Genomic DNA, 16,811 nt, shown 5'->3' with positions numbered 1-16,811 from the left:
GAGCCCGGTTTTTTATGCAGCGGTTATTGCGAGCTGAGCAACGAACCGATGCTTGGGTCCTTGAACAGGCGGGTCAAGGCATCGCTCAACACGTCGCTGACCAGCTTGGTGTTGGTGTCCTGATTCGGCGACATGCCAAAGCGCTGGTTCAGCGAAGCACCGTAGCGGCCGCTATAGCGACGGGTGCCAGCGGTGACGTCGGACTTGAACGTCGCGCCGATGGAGGCTTCGGTCACATACAGACCTTCTTTAGGCGACTGGTATTTCAGTTCAGCCAGGGTGATGGTCAGCTGCGGGGCGCCCGGCGCGTTGGCGCTTGGGGTAAAGCCCAGCAGGCGCACAGCGGCTTCGGCCTGGGCTTGCAGCTTAGGCAGCACATCCTGGCCGGTGACCGAAATCAGCGCAGTCTCCGGGTACAGACCACCACGGGAACCCAGGGTTGGCGACGGACGGCCGTCCACCACACGCACCGACACCGGCTGGCCGTGGCCCACTGGCGCCAGCTGCGTGGTGAGCTTCGGTTGCGGGCTGAGTTGTTGCGGGCTGTTGGCGCAGCCAACCAGGGTCAAGCTGGTCACAGTGATCAAACCGAACAACAGGCGTTGCAACATGCGCTTCTCTCCAAAAATCAGGTACCGACAGGCGGGCAGTATAGCGGTGCGCCACTGCCGGGAACTAGCATCAGTTACATCCTGTGACCGGCGCCGGTCGCCGGGGTTCGATGTCACCGAGATGTCACAGCCGATACATGCGCTCGTCATCCCGGGCTGGCAAGCTTTGCCTCAATCTCAGGAGGCTATCACCATGAATTTTCTCTGGTCGCTGTTCATGCGCAAACCCGCCCTGCGCCAGTTCGCCCTGCTTGATGCGCAAGGCCGCTGCCAGGCTTTCAAAGAGTGCAGCCAGCCGCCGGTGGGCAATGGCTGGGTGGAAATCGACGAGATTCGCCTGAGCTGGATGCACCGCCCGCTGCCGGCCCGCGCCCGCATAAGCCCGCGTCCAGCGCAGTCGTCCCGGCACCAGCCGTTGGCCGCCTGACCGAACACCTAATAAAAGTCATAAAACACGCCCATTTCCTTGGCGTTCTTCGCTACAATCTCCCCCCGATTATAAGGACGTCTCCTGATCGGGCCCCGCAACATCGTTAATGCCTCGGTATTAACCCCCCAATCGCCCACAGAGAGCCGCCCACACAGATCGAATAGAGCTGGCGTGCTTGCTGTTTTCGTTGCAAACCACCCCCTCTTTATATCGCATCTGCCAGAGCTGCCATTGCGCTCGGCCACTTGAGTTGTTTGCCCGTTTTGCCGCGTGTCGGCAGAGGTTTGCGGGCCAGGTGCCAGGCTGAGGCAGCCCTTTTTTGAGGTTCACGTCTTCAAAAGAGCGTGAAAAAAACGGGTTTTCACAACTTCACAAGAGTGTGGCGAGCAAATGAATAGTTTGGCGTGTGTACAAGCACCATCAGCGTCTTTAACAGCCCAACCACACAGGACCGAGCACTCCTCAAAAACCGGAGCTTGAGCCTGTCCGCTACGGATTGGTTGCACGAATCACACGCTTTGACCATAAGTCGAATTGCCACAGGCGCCCATGAATGCGTTCATAGGCAGATTAGCCCGGCAGGAAGCGTGTGCTGAAGTTGCAAAGAATTGCGAAACGGACATGGCGATCCTGGCCATGGGTAACCTGGGGCAACACGTGAACCGCCCCGTCACTCCTGGCAGCCATGCCGTCAATTTGGTGCTGCAGATTTTGGAGACGCGTTAAATGGCGCATAACGAAGCAGTCGACGTAGTACTGGTAGGGGCCGGCATCATGAGTGCCACCCTGGCCGTGCTGCTCAAAGAGCTCGACCCCGGCCTCAAGCTGGAAGTCGTTGAGCTGATGGATTCGGGTGCCGCGGAAAGTTCCAACCCGTGGAACAACGCCGGTACCGGCCACGCCGGGCTGTGTGAGCTGAACTACACGCCGCAGGCCGCCGATGGCTCCATCGACATCAAGAAAGCCGTGCACATCAACACCCAGTTCGAGGTGTCGAAGCAGTTCTGGGCGTACCTGACCCAAAAGGGCACCTTTGGCTCGTCCAAGTCCTTTATCAGCCCGGTGCCGCACCTGAGCTTCGTGCAGGGCGAAAAAGGCGTGGACTTCCTCAAGAAGCGCTTTGAATCCCTCAGCCAGCACCACGCGTTTTCGGACATGCACTACACCGAAGACCGTAGCGAGATGGCCGAGTGGATGCCGCTGATGATGCCGGGCCGCCCGCTCGACGAAAAAATCGCTGCTACCCGCGTGCTCAACGGTACCGATGTCAACTTCGGCGCCCTGACCAACCAGCTGCTGGGACACCTGACCAGCTCGCCGGATGCCCAGGTCAAGTACTGCAAGCGCGTTACCGGCCTCAAGCGCAATGGCGCCGGCTGGACCGTGAGCATCAAGGACGTCAACAGCGGCAACAGCCGTGAAGTGGACGCCAAGTTCGTCTTCCTCGGCGCAGGTGGCGCGGCCCTGCCGCTGCTGCAAGCCTCGGGCATCGAAGAAAGCAAAGGCTTTGGCGGCTTCCCGGTCAGCGGCCAGTGGCTGCGTTGCGACAACCCGGACGTGGTCAAGCACCACCAGGCCAAGGTCTACAGCCAGGCCGCCGTGGGTTCGCCGCCGATGTCCGTGCCGCACTTGGACACCCGCGTGGTCGATGGCAAGAAATCCCTGCTGTTCGGGCCATACGCCGGCTTCACCACCAAGTTCCTCAAGCACGGCTCGTTCCTCGACCTGCCGCTGTCGATCCGCGCCGGCAACATCGGGCCGATGCTGGCCGTGGCCCGCGACAACATGGACCTGACCAAGTACCTGGTCAGCGAAGTGCGCCAGTCCATGGAGCAGCGCCTCGAATCCCTGCGTCGCTTCTACCCTGAAGCGAAAGCCGAAGACTGGCGCCTGGAAGTGGCCGGCCAACGGGTGCAGATCATCAAGAAAGACCCGAAGAAAGGCGGCGTGCTGCAATTCGGCACCGAGCTGGTCGCAGCCAAAGACGGCTCGCTGGCTGCGCTGCTGGGCGCGTCCCCGGGTGCTTCGGTGACGGTTTCGATCATGCTGGAACTGATCGAGAAGTGCTTCCCGCAGAAAGCCGCTGGTGAATGGGCAGCCAAGCTGCACGAGATCTTCCCGGCTCGGGAAAAGGTTCTGGAAACGGATGCCGACCTGTACCGCAAGATCAACACGCAGAACAACATCAGCCTGGAACTGGTTGAGCCTGCCGCCGAGACCGAGAGCTACGCTTGAGGCCTTGAAGCAATAAAAAACGCCCCGCCCTCTGCATGAGGACGGGGCGTTTTTTTATATTTCGAAAAATCAGCTGCGGGCTTTTTCGATCAACTCGATGTACTCGTCCGCGTTGCGCTGGTCCTTGATCAGGTCGACGAAGGTCTGGCCATGCTCGTCCTTGCCGTCGAGGTCCAGGCCGGCTTCCTTGAAAAAGCCCAGGAAACGTTCGAAGTCGTCGATACGCAGGCCCCGGTAGGCCTTGATCAGTTTGTGCAGGGACGGGGAAGTCGCGTCAACCGGCTCGAAGTCCAGGAACAACTTGATTTGATCGTCGCCGATCTCGTCACCAATCAACTGCTTCTTATCTTTACGCATTACCGACTCCAGCCTGCTGACATTTACACGGGGGTTGAAGTCTACCTGCGCGACGCCGCCTTCGAAAGCCAAGCTCCCACACTGACTGCATTTGCAAAGGGGAATCTGTGTTGTCTGATTATTTAGTACGGACGGCACCGGTGTGCAGGTCAGCCCAGATGTGGCCGTTGGCGTAGCTGAGGAACTGCACATACAACGTGTCGTTACGCAGCAAGTCGACGATGACGCGGTACTGCGCCACCGGATACGACAAGGTCAGGGTCTTGCTCTTATCGTCGTACGCCGGCTTTTTCAGGCTTTTGCTTTCAGCATCGAAATTGAGCACCACTTGAGTGATGGTCGCGCCCTTGTTCAGGGACTTGCCCTTGAGGCGGATCATCAGCGGCGACGTCACTGGAATCGGTTGCTGGCTGGATTGACGCTGATTACCCACCACCACCGCGTACTCGGTGACTTGCAGCAATTGCTGCTGGTCGGGCGCTTCGGCGCGCAGGGTCAGGTCGTCTGGCGGCAGGAATTGGCTGTGCAGGGGGGCTGCGGCCAGGGGCAAACTAAGGGTCAGCGCCAGGGCGGCGCACGTGCGGATCAACAGGCTCATGACAGGCTCCAGACGCAGGGCCAGGCACTCTAGCATGCCGGCCCCGCACCTGATGAAGCGCGTTTACATGCCTTTGACGGCGTAGATGCCATTGGCATTGCGCCAGTAGCCTTTGTAGTCCATGCCGTAACCGAAGATGTAGCGATCAACGCACGGCAGGCCGACAAAATCCGCTTTCAGCTCAGGCCGCGCCTTGCGGTCGTGGTCTTTGTCGATCAGCACGGCGGTGTGCACTTTGCGCGCACCGGCGTGTTTGCAGAAGTCGATGATCGCGCCCAGGGTGTGACCTTCATCGAGGATGTCGTCGATGATCAGTACGTCGCGGTCGATGAACGAGACTTCCGGCTTGGCTTTCCAGAACAGGTCGCCGCCGCTGGTTTCGTTGCGATAGCGGGTGGCGTGCAGGTAAGAAGCTTCCAGCGGGAATTGCAGGTGGGTGAGCAATTTGCCGGCGAAAATCAGGCCGCCGTTCATCACACAGAACACCACCGGGTTGGTGTCGGCCATTTCGCGGCTGATATGGGCGCCGACCTTGGCGATCGCCTCTTCGACTTGCGCTTCGGTGTACAGGCAGTCAGCCTCGCGCATGATTTGACGGATATGCTCGAGATCAGCGGACATGGCGCTCTCCAAGGGGGTGCTGTGGCAAGAAAAGCGGGCGAAGGTACGCTTCTCGTGCGCTCTGATCAAGCCTTAATGGACTAACGTACTAGATGTCTATAGGACAACACCCTCGGATAGATTAATCTAGGCCGGTTTTTTTGCCCGCCGCCGGAGCCTTTCCCATGCCCACTCGCGAGATCCGCCACCCGCTGATCCAACATAAACTCGGCCTTATGCGCCGCGCCGACATCAGCACGAAGAATTTCCGTGAGCTTGCTCAGGAAGTCGGAGCGTTGCTCACTTACGAAGCCACCAAGGATCTGCCCCTGGAGACCTACGAGATCCCAGGTTGGGCCGGTCCCGTCCAGGTCGAGAAAATCGCCGGCAAGAAGATCACCGTGGTGCCGATCCTGCGCGCCGGTATCGGCATGCTTGAAGGCGTGCTCAGCCTGATCCCGGGCGCCAAGGTCAGCGCCGTGGGCGTCGCCCGCAATGAAGAAACCCTGGAAGCGCACACCTACCTGGAAAAACTCGTCCCGGAAATCGACGAGCGCCTGGCCATGATCATCGACCCGATGCTCGCCACCGGCAGCTCCATGGTTGCCACCATCGACCTGCTGAAAAAAGCCGGTTGCAAGGACATCCGCGCCATGGTGCTGGTGGCCGCTCCCGAAGGCATCGCCGCCGTCGAGAAAGCCCACCCGGACGTGCAGATCTACACCGCGTCCATCGATCAGTGCCTGAACGAACACGGCTACATCATCCCAGGCCTGGGCGATGCCGGTGACAAGATCTTCGGCACCAAGCAGAAGGACGCGTGAGCATGCAGGATGAATTCAACGACCCGCTTTGGCGCCAGATCCTGTCTGGCGCACAAATGCTCTTCGTGGCATTTGGCGCGCTGGTGTTGATGCCGCTGATCACAGGTCTTGATCCAAACGTTGCACTGTTCACCGCGGGCCTGGGCACGTTGTTGTTCCAGGTTGTGACGGGGCGGCAGGTGCCGGTGTTCCTGGCGTCGAGCTTTGCCTTTATCACCCCGATCATTCTCGCCAAGCAGCAATTCGGCCTGGCGGCGACCATGGGTGGGGTTATGGCGGCCGGTTTCGTCTACACCTTCCTTGGCGCTGCCGTGAAGATCAAAGGCACCGGTTTCATCGACCGCTTGCTGCCACCGGTGGTCATCGGCCCAGTGATCATCTCCATCGGCCTGGCCATGGCACCGATTGCCGCCAATATGGCCATGGGCAAAGCCGGTGATGGCAGCGAGCTGATCCACTACCAGACGGCGATGATGATCTCGATGCCGGCGCTGCTGACCACGTTGATCGTGGCGGTGTTTGGCAAGGGCATTTTCCGCCTGGTGCCGATCATCTCTGGCGTGCTGGTGGGCTTTGCGATGGCGTTCTACTTTGACGTGGTCGACACGGCGAAGATCGCCGCTGCGCCATGGTTCGCCCTGCCCCACTTCACCGCGCCGGAATTCAACTGGCAGGCGATCCTGTTCATCGTCCCCGTGGCCCTGGCCCCGGCGATCGAACATATCGGCGGTGTGATTGCGGTGGGCAGCGTGACCGGTCGCGACTACCTGAAGAAGCCGGGCCTGCATCGCACCCTACTGGGTGACGGCATCGCCACTACGGCCGCCGGCATGTTTGGCGGCCCGCCGAACACCACCTATGCCGAAGTGACTGGCGCGGTGATGCTGACCAAGAACTACAACCCGAAAATCATGACCTGGGCGGCGGTGTTTGCCATCAGCCTGGCGTTTATCGGCAAGTTCGGCGCACTGCTGCAAAGCATCCCGGTGCCGGTGATGGGCGGGATTCTGTGCCTGTTGTTCGGTTCGATTGCTGCGGTGGGGATGAACACGCTGATTCGCCACAAGATCGACCTGGGCGAGGCGCGCAATCTGGTGATTGTCTCGGTGACGTTGGTGTTCGGGATTGGCGGTGTGCTGGTCGGCACCGGTACGGGTCCGAATGACTTCGGCCTGAAGGGCATCGCCCTGTGCGCGGTGGTGGCGATTGCCTTGAACCTGCTGCTGCCGGGCAATGATGGCTGGAAGAACAAGAAGCCGGATGAGCCGCTGCTGTAACTATGCGGTGTCGCTGATGGCCTCATCGCGGGCAAGCCCGCTCCCACAGGGAAATGCATTCCAATGTGGGAGCCGGGCTTGCCCGCGATGGGGCCAGCCAAGCCAATAAAGCTTTAAAGCTCGCCTAGCCCATCAATCAACGCCTGGTTCTGCTCCGGCGTACCAATGCTGATCCGCAGGAACTGGGCAATCCGCTCCTGCTTGAAGTGCCGCACGATCACCCCCTGCTCACGCAACTTGGCCGCCAGGCCGGCAGCGTCGTGCTTGGGGTGACGGGCAAAGATGAAGTTGGCCGCCGACGGCAACACTTCAAAGCCCTTCCCTTCCAGTTGCGCGACCACCGTGTTGCGGCTATCGATCACCAGCTGGCACGTCTTCTCGAAGTACTCACGGTCTTCAAACGCCGCCGCCGCGCCGACAATCGCCAGGCGATCCAGTGGATAGGAGTTGAAGCTGTTCTTGACGCGCTCCAGCGCCTCGATCAGGTCAGGGTGGCCCACGGCCAGGCCTACACGCAAACCGGCCAGTGAGCGCGATTTGGACAGGGTCTGCGTCACCAGCAGGTTCGGGTAACGGTCCACCAGGCTAATGGCGGTTTCGCCGCCGAAGTCGATATAGGCTTCATCGACCACCACCACCGAATCCGGGCTGGCCTTGAGGATCTGCTCCACGGCGTCCAGCGCCAGTACGCAGCCCGTCGGCGCATTCGGGTTGGGGAAGATGATCCCGCCGTTCGGCTTGGCGTAGTCCGCCACGCGGATCTGGAATTGCTCGTCCAGCGGCACCGGATCGGACTGGATGCCATACAGGCCGCAGTAAACCGGATAGAAGCTGTAGCTGATGTCCGGGAACAACAGCGGCAAGTCGTGCTGGAACAGACCGTGGAAGATGTGTGCGAGGACTTCGTCGGAACCGTTGCCGAGGAACACTTTGCCCGCATCCACCCCGTAGTACTTGGCCACCGCCTGCTTGAGCAGGTCGCTGTTGGGGTCCGGGTACAGGCGCAGGTTGTCGTTCAGCTCAGCCTGCATGGCGGCCAACGCCTTGGGCGATGGGCCGTAGGGGTTTTCATTGGTGTTGAGCTTGACCAGCTTGGTCAGCTTCGGTTGTTCACCCGGCACGTAAGGCACGAGGTCCTTGACGAAAGGGCTCCAGAATTTGCTCATGCCTCACTCTCCCTTGACGATGCGGTATTCGGCGCTACGTGCGTGTGCGCTCAGCGATTCACCACGGGCCAGCACCGAGGCGGTCTTGCCCAGCTCGGACGCGCCTTGTGGCGAGCAGAAGATAATCGACGAACGCTTCTGGAAGTCATACACCCCCAGCGGCGACGAAAAGCGTGCGGTGCCAGAGGTCGGCAGCACGTGGTTGGGGCCTGCACAGTAGTCACCCAGGGCTTCGCTGGTGTGGCGGCCCATGAAGATCGCGCCGGCATGGCGAATCGATGGCAGCCACGCTTGTGGGTCGGCGACCGACAGCTCCAAGTGTTCTGGCGCGATGCGGTTAGCCACTTCGATGGCCTGCTCCATGTCACGCACCAGGATCAAGGCGCCACGGCCATTGATCGACTTCTCGATGATCTCGGCGCGGTCCATGGTTGGCAGCAGCTTGTCGATACTCGCGGCGACCTTGTCGAGGAACTCGGCGTCCGGGCTGACCAGGATCGCCTGGGCGTCTTCGTCGTGCTCGGCCTGGGAGAACAGGTCCATGGCGATCCAGTCCGGGTCGGTCTGGCCGTCACACACCACGAGGATTTCCGAGGGGCCGGCGATCATGTCGATACCGACCTGGCCAAACACGTGGCGCTTGGCGGTGGCGACGTAGATGTTGCCAGGGCCGACCACCTTGTCCACTTTCGGCACGCTTTCGGTACCGTAGGCCAGGGCGGCGACGGCTTGGGCGCCGCCGATGGTGAACACACGGTCGACACCGGCGATGCACGCAGCGGCCAGCACCAGTTCGTTGATTTCTCCGCGCGGGGTCGGCACGACCATGACCACTTCAGTCACGCCCGCCACTTTGGCCGGAATCGCGTTCATCAGTACCGACGACGGGTACGACGCCTTGCCGCCCGGCACGTACAGGCCGGCACGGTCCAGCGGTGTGACCTTCTGGCCCAGCACGGTGCCGTCGGCCTCGGTGTAGCTCCACGAATCCTGCTTCTGCTTTTCGTGGTAGCTGCGCACCCGGGTCGCCGCCACTTCCAGCGCTTCGCGCTGCGGGGCAGTGATACGGGTCAGCGCCAACTCCAGGCGTTCGCGGGGCAGGATCAGGTCGGACATCGATGCGACGTCCAGGCCGTCGAACTGGCGGGTGAAATCCACCAGCGCGGCATCACCGCGCTCGCGCACGGCCTTGATGATGTCGAGTACTCGCCCGTTGACCGACTCGTCGGACACGCTTTCCCAGCTCAGCAGATGATCCAGATGATGGGCGAAATCCGGGTCGGCAGCGTTGAGTCGGGCAATTGCAGTGGACGTGGTCATAGCGAGGGCCTCAATAGAATTGGCAAAAACTCAGGCGCCCTAAACTAGCAGTCGTTTCCGCTTGGGCACCTGAGAATTCTGGCTATGAGGCGGATAGACGGGCGCAGCCTTGCGGCTACGCAGGTAAGTCAACCGCGGTGTCGCGACTCCACTGCCTTGCGCAGGGTGTCGATCAACGCCTGGATACGGGCGTGCTGCATCTTCATCGATGCCTTGTTGACGATCAGGCGGGAGCTGATGTCAGCAATGAATTCTTGCGGTTCAAGACCGTTGGCACGCAGGGTGTTGCCGGTGTCGACCACGTCGATGATCTTGTCGGCCAGGCCGATCAGCGGCGCCAGCTCCATCGAGCCGTAGAGCTTGATGATATCGACCTGACGGCCTTGCTCGGCGTAGTAACGCTTGGCGACGTTGACGAACTTGGTGGCCACGCGCAGGCGGCCCTTGGGCTCGACGTCACCGACACGGCCGGCGGTCATCAGCTTGCACAGGGCGATACGCAGGTCCAGGGGCTCGTACAGGCCCTGGCCGCCGTATTCCATCAGCACGTCTTTACCGGCGACACCGAGGTCGGCCGCGCCATGTTCAACGTAGGTCGGCACGTCGGTAGCCCGCACGATCAACAGGCGAACGTCGTCCTGGGTCGTGGGGATGATCAGCTTGCGGCTCTTGTCCGGATTCTCGGTCGGCACGATGCCCGCTTCAGCCAGAAGCGGCAAAGTGTCGTCAAGGATGCGGCCCTTGGACAGTGCGATGGTCAACATGGGAAACGTCAGTCCTTCATCAGGCTATTGCGGTCCGGTCGCAAACGGCGCCGGACACAGATCGAGGCCATGACAGCCTCGATTTTGAAACAAATCCTGTGGTGAGAGAGCAAGCTCCCTCACCAGCCTTGCAGCCTCGGGAACTAGCCCGGTACGCGGCGGATTTTCGCGCCGAGCATCTGCAGTTTTTCTTCGATGCACTCGTAGCCACGGTCGATGTGGTAGATGCGGTCAATCAGCGTGTCGCCGTCGGCGCACAGTGCCGAAATCACCAGGCTGGCCGAAGCACGCAGGTCGGTGGCCATGACTGGCGCGCCCTTGAGTTTTTCGATACCGGTAACGATGGCAGTGTTGCCCTCGACCTGGATCTTCGCGCCCATGCGGTGCAGTTCGTACACGTGCATGAAGCGGTTTTCGAAGATGGTCTCGATCACGGCACCGGTGCCTTCGGCAATCGCGTTCAGGGAGATGAACTGCGCTTGCATGTCGGTCGGGAACGCCGGGTACGGAGCGGTACGCACGTTCACGGCTTTAGGCCGCTTGCCGTGCATGTTCAGTTCGATCCAGTCTTCGCCGGTGGTGATGTCTGCACCAGCTTCGCGCAGTTTTTCGAGGACGGCTTCCAGGATGGTCGGATCGGTGTCCTTGACCTTGACGCGGCCACCGGTGACGGCAGCGGCAACCAGGTAGGTGCCGGTCTCGATACGGTCGGGCATGACCTTGTAGGTCGCCGTGTGCAGACGCTCAACGCCATCAATGGTGATGGTGTCGGTGCCAGCGCCGGAAACCTTGGCGCCCATGGCGTTCAGGAAGTTGGCCAGGTCGACCACTTCCGGCTCGCGCGCGGCGTTCTGCAGGACGCTGCGGCCCTTGGCCAGGGCAGCGGCCATCATGATGTTCTCGGTACCGGTCACGCTGACGGTATCAAAGAAGAAGTTGGCGCCACGCAGGCCGCCTTCCGGCGCCTTGGCCTTGATGTAGCCGCCTTCGACGTCGATCACTGCGCCCATGGCTTCAAGGCCACGGATGTGCAGGTCCACCGGACGCGAGCCAATGGCGCAACCGCCAGGCAGTGCGACTTCGGCTTCGCCGAAACGGGCAACCATCGGGCCCAGTACCAGGATCGACGCACGCATGGTTTTCACCAGTTCGTACGGGGCGATCAGGGTCTTGATGGTGCGCGGGTCGATTTCGACCGAGAGCTTCTCGTCGATCACAGGCTCGATGCCCATGCGACCGAACAGCTCGATCATGGTGGTGATGTCGTGCAGGTGCGGCAGGTTGGCCACGGTGACCGGGCCATCGCACAGCAGGGTCGCTGCCAGGATCGGCAAGGCGGAGTTTTTCGCGCCGGAGATGCGGATCTCGCCATCAAGGCGGGCACCACCGGTAATAATCAATTTATCCATAAGAATCTCGACGCCTTGGGGGCTCAGGTGCGCTCGGCCCAGGCCGCGCGGCTGAAAAATTTCATAGTGACCGCATGGATGCTGCCATCGGTGATCCACGGGTTCAAATGGGCATAGATCTGCTGCTGACGCTTGACTGGGCTCAGTGCCGCCAGTTCATCGCTAATCACGTTCAGCTGGAAGTTGCAGCCTTCGCCTTCAACTTCTACGGTCGTTTCCGGCAGCTTTCCTTCAAGAAAGCTCTTAACTTCTAGGGCCTGCATGCTCAACCTCTATCGGCGCCCAGTGCGCACGGGTCGCACATCATACAAAAAAGCCCCGCGCCTGCGAACCCCGCATAGCAGGACTCTGACGGGGGGCTTCTCTAATAATGTGTATTAAGGATGCGCCAACAGCTCGGTCAGGCCGGAAACTTCGGCAATTTCGCGCATGTCTTCGGGCATGGCACGGATGCTGACCGTTTTATTGGCCGCCTCGGCATCACGCATGAAGCACAGCAGCAAGGACAAACCCACGCTGCTGGATTTGGTCACTTGCGAGCAATCCACCACCAGCGCAGGCGCGCTGCTGCCATTGATCAGTGCCTGGCCCTGCTTGCGCAGGCCCGGCCCGGAGCGATAGTCCAGCACGCCACTGATGAACAACTCGCCGGCATCGCCGAGACGAACGGCCGATTCGGTCATTGCGCTGGCTTCCCGGCAGCTTGCTTGTCGGTCTCTTCCTTGGCCTTGGCGACTTCACCGGCCCAACCATTGATGGTCTTGTCCAGGTCATTGCCATTGCGCTGCATGGCGTCGGCGAACTGGTCACGGAACAGCTTGCCGATGTTGATGCCGTTGATGATCACGTTGCGCAGTTTCCACTCGCCGTTGATCTTCTCCAGGGTGTACTGCACAGGGTAGACCGCGCCGTTGGTGCCCTTGACGGTCATGTTGACGCTGGTGCGATCGCCCGACTCATCGCCTGGCGGCGCCACGGTAATCCCCTGGTTGTTGTACTCAAGCAGAGCGTTGCCGTAGAACTGGAACAGGCCTTTCTTGAAGTTCTCCTGGAAGGTCTGCATCTGTGCAGGCGTGGCCTTGCGCGAATACTTGACCGTCATGATGCTGCGGGAAATGCCTTCGGCGTCGACCACCGGGCCGACAATGGTGTTCAGCGCATCGTAGAACTTGGTCGGGTCTTGCTTGTACTGTTCTTTGTTGGCCGTCAGGTCCGCCAACATTTTATTGGTCGTGTCCTGCACCAGCTCGTGCGCAGAACCTGCCGCGTTGGCCATCAGCGGCAACGCTGCAAGCAGTACCAGCAGGCCACGTCGCAAGGTAGAGATCATGAACAGATTCCTCATTTGGCGTCTTTATTGACCGTATTGAGCAGGAATTTACCGATCAGGTCCTCAAGCACCAGCGACGACTGCGTGTCGTGGATGGTCGAGCCATCCTTGAGCAGGGCTGTCTCCCCGCCCACGCTGACACCGATGTACTTCTCGCCCAGCAGACCCGCAGTGAGGATAGATGCCGTGGAGTCAGTCGGCAGATTATCTACCTTCTTGTCCAACTGCATCGTCACTCGACCGGTGAAGCTGTCGCGATCCAGATCGATTGCCGTGACCTTGCCGATGGTGACACCGGCCATGGTCACTTTAGCTCTGACAGTCAAACCGGCGATATTGTCGAAGTACGCGTAAAGTTTATAAGTATCGGCGGTCGGGCTGGCCGAAAGGCCGCTGACTCGCAGGGCCAGCAACAGTAAAGCCAGGATGCCAGCCAGCAAGAAAAGGCCGACACCGATTTCCACAGTGCGGTTTTGCATCAGAAATCTCCAAACATCAAGGCGGTCAAAATGAAGTCAAGGCCCAGTACCGCCAGCGAGGCGTACACAACGGTCTTGGTGGTGGCGCGACTGATCCCTTCTGAAGTGGGCTCACAGTCGTAGCCTTGGAATACGGCGATCCAGGTCACTACAAAGGCGAAGACGATGCTCTTTATGATGCCATTGAGCACGTCACCGCTGAAGGTCACGCTGTTTTGCATGTTGGCCCAATAGGAGCCGTCGTAGACCCCCAGCCAGTCCACCGCCACCCACGAACCGCCCCAGATACCGACCACGCTGAAGATCATCGCCAGCAGAGGCAGGGAAATGAAGCCGGCCCACAGGCGCGGGGCAACAATGTACTTGAGCGGGTCCACGCCGATCATTTCCAGGCTGGACAGTTGCTCGGTGGACTTCATGTTGCCGATTTCGGCGGTCAGCGCAGAACCTGCGCGCCCGGCGAACAGCAAGGCGGTGACCACCGGCCCTAGCTCACGCAGCAGCGTCAGGGCAACCATCTGCCCTACCGCCTGCTCCGAACCGTAGCTGGAGAGGATATTGAAGCCCTGCAACGCCAGCACCATGCCGATGAAAACCCCGGAGACCACGATGATCACCAGGGACATCACGCCCACAGCGTGCAGTTGCTTGATCAGCAGGCCAAAACCGCCGCCAATGCCGCCGCGGCCCAGCAAGGCGTGGAAGAGGAAAATCGTCGAACGGCCGAGCACTTCGATGATGTCGATGCCGGAGCGACCGAAAAGGCGGACCTTCTCGATAAGTGAAGTCTTGCGCATCAACGCTTCCCCAGAAGATCTGAGCGGTAGTCCGCTGCCGGAAAATGGAAAGGCACCGGGCCATCGGGGTCGCCCGTCATGAATTGGCGAATGCGCGGGTTATCGGCGTTCATCAGCTCTTCAGGCGTGCCCTGCCCCAGCACTTGGCCATCGCCGACCACATAAAGGTAGTCGGCAATGCTCGCGGTTTCTGCCAGGTCGTGGGAAACCACGATACTGGTAATGCCCAGCGCATCGTTGAGCAGGCGGATCAGGCGCACCAGCACGCCCATGGCGATCGGGTCCTGGCCCACGAACGGCTCGTCGTACATGAGGATCTGTGGGTCGAGGGCAATGGCGCGGGCCAGGGCCACACGGCGCTTCATGCCGCCGGACAGCTCGTCAGGCATCAGGTCGATGGCACCGCGCAGCCCTACGGCCTGCAGTTTCAGCAACACGATGTCACGAATCATTTCATCGGACAGCTGGGTATGCACCCGCAGCGGGAAGGCTACGTTTTCGAAAACATCGAGGTCGGTGAACAGCGCACCGCTCTGGAACAGCACACCCATGTGCTTGCGCGCATCGAACAGATCGCTGCGCGACAACGTCGGCAGGTTCTGCCCGTTGACCCACACTTCGCCGGCAGTCGGGCGCAATTGCATGCCCATCAGGCGCAGCAGGGTGGTCTTGCCGCAACCGGAAGGCCCCATGATGCCCGTGACCTTGCCGCGCGGAATGCGGATATCGACGTTATTGAAGATGCTGCGCGTCCCGCGCTTGAAGGTAAGGCCCTTCAGCTCGACCGCGTAGGCGTTATCGGCACTCATCTAAACTCCTTGGGATGCAGCCTTTCACTCAGACACCATGTTTGCGCCAAACGTTTGCAACGCTCGTGCAATAGTTAGCCACATGGGCTGGGCGGACCGAACTGGCGGCGAACTATATCACTGCTGGTACAACGCGCCCAAGGCCGGAACCGCGCTTGTTCAGACAGAGGACAGGGAAAAATCGTTGCTTGGGATGAATCTCACGCGCATTGCGAATAAACCCTGACGAACTTGCGTGAGGGAATTGCGCATTGCCGCTATAATCGCCGACTTTTCGTCAGGCTATACGATTTCAGACATGAGCCAATCCAGCGACCTTATTCAATCCGCACAACGCACCATCCGCCTTGAGCTTGAAGCCGTAGAAGGCTTGCTGGCCCATATCGACGCGGATTTCGTACGCGCCTGCGAGATGATTCTGGCCAGCAAGGGCCGCGTTGTCGTGGTCGGCATGGGCAAATCCGGCCATGTCGGCAACAAGATTGCCGCCACCTTGGCCAGCACCGGGACTACCGCCTTTTTCGTACACCCGGCCGAGGCCAGCCACGGCGATATGGGCATGATCACCAAGGATGACATCATCCTGGCACTGTCCAACTCGGGCACCACCAACGAGATCGTGACCCTGCTGCCGCTAATCAAGCGCCTGGGCATCAAGATGATCAGCATCACCGGCAACCCCGAGTCGACGCTGTCCAAGGCTGCCGAAGTGAACCTCAATGTTCACGTGGCCCACGAGGCTTGCCCACTGAACCTGGCGCCGACCTCGTCCACCACCGCCGCACTGGTCATGGGCGACGCCCTGGCCGTGGCGTTGCTGGAAGCCCGTGGTTTCACCGCAGAAGACTTCGCGTTTTCCCACCCGGGCGGCGCCCTGGGCCGTCGCCTGCTGTTGAAAGTGGAAAACGTCATGCATTCGGGCGATGAATTGCCCCACGTCCAACGCGGCACGCTGCTGAAAGACGCGCTGATGGAAATGACCCGCAAGGGCCTGGGCATGACCGTGATCCTGGAAGCCGACGGCAAACTGGCCGGCGTCTTCACCGACGGCGACCTGCGCCGCACCCTGGACCGCACCATCGACATCCACACCGCGACCATCGACGCGGTAATGACGCCCCACGGCAAGACTGCCCGCCCCGAGATGCTGGCGGCCGAAGCCTTGAAAATCATGGAAGACCACAAGATCGGTGCGCTGGTGGTCGTTGATAGCAACGACTGCCCAATCGGCGCCCTGAACATGCACGACTTGTTGCGTGCGGGAGTGATGTAAATGACCAGCGACCTGCTGCAACGCGGCAAACACATCAAATTGGCGATTTTCGACGTGGACGGCGTGCTGACTGACGGCCGCCTGTACTTTCTCGAAGATGGCAGCGAATTCAAGACCTTCAACACCCTCGACGGCCAAGGCATCAAGATGCTGATGGCAGCGGGCGTGCAAACAGCAATTATCAGCGGCAGAAAAACCCCGGTTGTGGAACGCCGCGCACAAAACCTGGGGATTCCTCACCTGTATCAGGGCCGCGAGGATAAACTGGTGGTCCTGGACGAGCTTCTTGGCCAACTCAACCTAAGCTATGAGCAGGTCGCCTACTTGGGCGACGACTTGCCTGACCTGCCGGTGATCCGCCGGGTCGGACTGGGCATGGCCGTCGCCAATGCGGCGGCGTTTGTTCGCGAGCACGCCCACGGCATCACCACTGCCCGTGGCGGTGAAGGTGCCGCCCGCGAGTTCTGCGAGCTGATCCTACGAGCCCAAGGCAGCCTTGAAGCGGCCCACGCCGCCTACCTATAGAGCGTTT

At 60.6% G+C, this 16,811-nt stretch carries 20 protein-coding genes; 6 read left to right on the top strand and 14 right to left on the bottom strand.

Going from position 1 to position 16,811, the window contains the following annotated elements; all coding sequences use genetic code 11:
* Window positions 1–23: 23 nt before the first annotated feature.
* A complete protein-coding gene (locus ACU688_RS07030; RefSeq protein WP_448184169.1) occupies window positions 24–611 on the bottom strand; it encodes a YajG family lipoprotein in 588 nt (195 codons plus the stop codon).
* Window positions 612–804: 193 nt separating this feature from the next.
* On the opposite strand from ACU688_RS07030, the gene ACU688_RS07025 reads away from it, so the two are divergent.
* Together ACU688_RS07025 and mqo are read left to right on the top strand one after the other, a co-directional pair.
* Window positions 805–1,038 carry a hypothetical protein gene (locus ACU688_RS07025; protein ID WP_448184168.1) on the top strand — a complete coding sequence of 78 codons (234 nt, stop codon included), beginning with the start codon at window positions 805–807 and terminating at the stop codon, window positions 1,036–1,038.
* 729 nt (window positions 1,039–1,767) lie between these two features.
* Window positions 1,768–3,276 (top strand): malate dehydrogenase (quinone), encoded by a 1,509-nt coding sequence (gene mqo, locus ACU688_RS07020; RefSeq protein WP_448184167.1) that lies wholly within the window; start codon window positions 1,768–1,770, stop codon window positions 3,274–3,276.
* A 69-nt stretch (window positions 3,277–3,345) separates the two neighbouring features.
* On the opposite strand, the gene ACU688_RS07015 is transcribed toward mqo, so the two are convergent.
* The 3 genes from ACU688_RS07015 to ACU688_RS07005 form a co-directional block, all read right to left on the bottom strand.
* A complete protein-coding gene (locus ACU688_RS07015) occupies window positions 3,346–3,633 on the bottom strand; it encodes a PA4642 family protein (protein ID WP_448184166.1) in 288 nt (95 codons plus the stop codon).
* A 118-nt stretch (window positions 3,634–3,751) separates the two neighbouring features.
* On the bottom strand, window positions 3,752–4,231 hold the full coding sequence (locus ACU688_RS07010) for a hypothetical protein (protein WP_124527457.1): 480 nt from the start codon (window positions 4,229–4,231) through the stop codon (window positions 3,752–3,754).
* A 63-nt stretch (window positions 4,232–4,294) separates the two neighbouring features.
* Window positions 4,295–4,852, bottom strand: a complete 558-nt coding sequence (locus ACU688_RS07005) for a hypoxanthine-guanine phosphoribosyltransferase (RefSeq protein ID WP_017738742.1) — start codon at window positions 4,850–4,852, stop codon at window positions 4,295–4,297.
* Between the two features lie 164 nt (window positions 4,853–5,016).
* Between ACU688_RS07005 and upp the strand changes: the two genes are divergently transcribed.
* A complete protein-coding gene (gene upp, locus ACU688_RS07000) occupies window positions 5,017–5,655 on the top strand; it encodes a uracil phosphoribosyltransferase (protein WP_017738743.1) in 639 nt (212 codons plus the stop codon).
* 2 nt (window positions 5,656–5,657) lie between these two features.
* Window positions 5,658–6,932 carry a uracil-xanthine permease family protein gene (locus ACU688_RS06995; protein WP_017738744.1) on the top strand — a complete coding sequence of 425 codons (1,275 nt, stop codon included), beginning with the start codon at window positions 5,658–5,660 and terminating at the stop codon, window positions 6,930–6,932.
* Window positions 6,933–7,045: 113 nt separating this feature from the next.
* On the opposite strand, the gene hisC is transcribed toward ACU688_RS06995, so the two are convergent.
* From hisC to ACU688_RS06945, 10 genes are all read right to left on the bottom strand, one after another.
* A complete protein-coding gene (gene hisC / locus ACU688_RS06990; protein WP_448184165.1) occupies window positions 7,046–8,098 on the bottom strand; it encodes a histidinol-phosphate transaminase in 1,053 nt (350 codons plus the stop codon).
* Window positions 8,099–8,101: 3 nt separating this feature from the next.
* Entirely contained in the window at window positions 8,102–9,418 is a 1,317-nt protein-coding gene (gene hisD / locus ACU688_RS06985) for a histidinol dehydrogenase (RefSeq protein WP_448184164.1), read from the bottom strand.
* Window positions 9,419–9,546: 128 nt separating this feature from the next.
* Complete coding sequence (gene hisG, locus ACU688_RS06980; RefSeq protein ID WP_010213102.1) at window positions 9,547–10,182, bottom strand: ATP phosphoribosyltransferase; 636 nt, start codon at window positions 10,180–10,182, stop codon at window positions 9,547–9,549.
* 143 nt (window positions 10,183–10,325) lie between these two features.
* The gene (gene murA, locus ACU688_RS06975) at window positions 10,326–11,591 is read right to left on the bottom strand and encodes a UDP-N-acetylglucosamine 1-carboxyvinyltransferase (protein WP_017738747.1); all 1,266 of its coding nucleotides are present in this window, start codon (window positions 11,589–11,591) and stop codon (window positions 10,326–10,328) included.
* Between the two features lie 23 nt (window positions 11,592–11,614).
* Window positions 11,615–11,854, bottom strand: coding sequence for a BolA family protein (locus tag ACU688_RS06970; protein ID WP_003188597.1), 240 nt, complete (start codon window positions 11,852–11,854; stop codon window positions 11,615–11,617).
* A gap of 114 nt (window positions 11,855–11,968) precedes the next feature.
* Entirely contained in the window at window positions 11,969–12,274 is a 306-nt protein-coding gene (locus ACU688_RS06965; protein WP_207040054.1) for an STAS domain-containing protein, read from the bottom strand.
* Window positions 12,271–12,921 (bottom strand): MlaC/ttg2D family ABC transporter substrate-binding protein, encoded by a 651-nt coding sequence (locus tag ACU688_RS06960; RefSeq protein WP_207040055.1) that lies wholly within the window; start codon window positions 12,919–12,921, stop codon window positions 12,271–12,273. The genes ACU688_RS06965 and ACU688_RS06960 overlap by 4 nt, the downstream gene beginning before the upstream one ends.
* An 11-nt stretch (window positions 12,922–12,932) precedes the next feature.
* Window positions 12,933–13,400: an outer membrane lipid asymmetry maintenance protein MlaD gene (gene mlaD / locus ACU688_RS06955; protein WP_003171814.1), complete on the bottom strand. Its 468-nt coding sequence runs from the start codon at window positions 13,398–13,400 to the stop codon at window positions 12,933–12,935.
* The gene (gene mlaE, locus ACU688_RS06950; protein WP_017738750.1) at window positions 13,400–14,197 is read right to left on the bottom strand and encodes a lipid asymmetry maintenance ABC transporter permease subunit MlaE; all 798 of its coding nucleotides are present in this window, start codon (window positions 14,195–14,197) and stop codon (window positions 13,400–13,402) included. Before mlaE ends, mlaD begins: the two co-directional genes overlap by 1 nt.
* Window positions 14,197–15,006, bottom strand: coding sequence for an ATP-binding cassette domain-containing protein (locus ACU688_RS06945; RefSeq protein WP_017738751.1), 810 nt, complete (start codon window positions 15,004–15,006; stop codon window positions 14,197–14,199). Before ACU688_RS06945 ends, mlaE begins: the two co-directional genes overlap by 1 nt.
* A 298-nt stretch (window positions 15,007–15,304) precedes the next feature.
* Here ACU688_RS06945 and ACU688_RS06940 point away from each other — a divergent pair, with 298 nt between their 5' ends.
* Together ACU688_RS06940 and ACU688_RS06935 are read left to right on the top strand one after the other, a co-directional pair.
* The gene (locus ACU688_RS06940; RefSeq protein WP_448184163.1) at window positions 15,305–16,279 is read left to right on the top strand and encodes a KpsF/GutQ family sugar-phosphate isomerase; all 975 of its coding nucleotides are present in this window, start codon (window positions 15,305–15,307) and stop codon (window positions 16,277–16,279) included.
* Window positions 16,280–16,804 carry a KdsC family phosphatase gene (locus tag ACU688_RS06935; protein WP_017738753.1) on the top strand — a complete coding sequence of 175 codons (525 nt, stop codon included), beginning with the start codon at window positions 16,280–16,282 and terminating at the stop codon, window positions 16,802–16,804.
* Window positions 16,805–16,811: the final 7 nt, after the last annotated feature.

It is taken from the genome of Pseudomonas acericola (SeqCode) (genome assembly GCF_053456465.1).
This window is presented reverse-complemented; position numbering and strand designations above follow the sequence as displayed.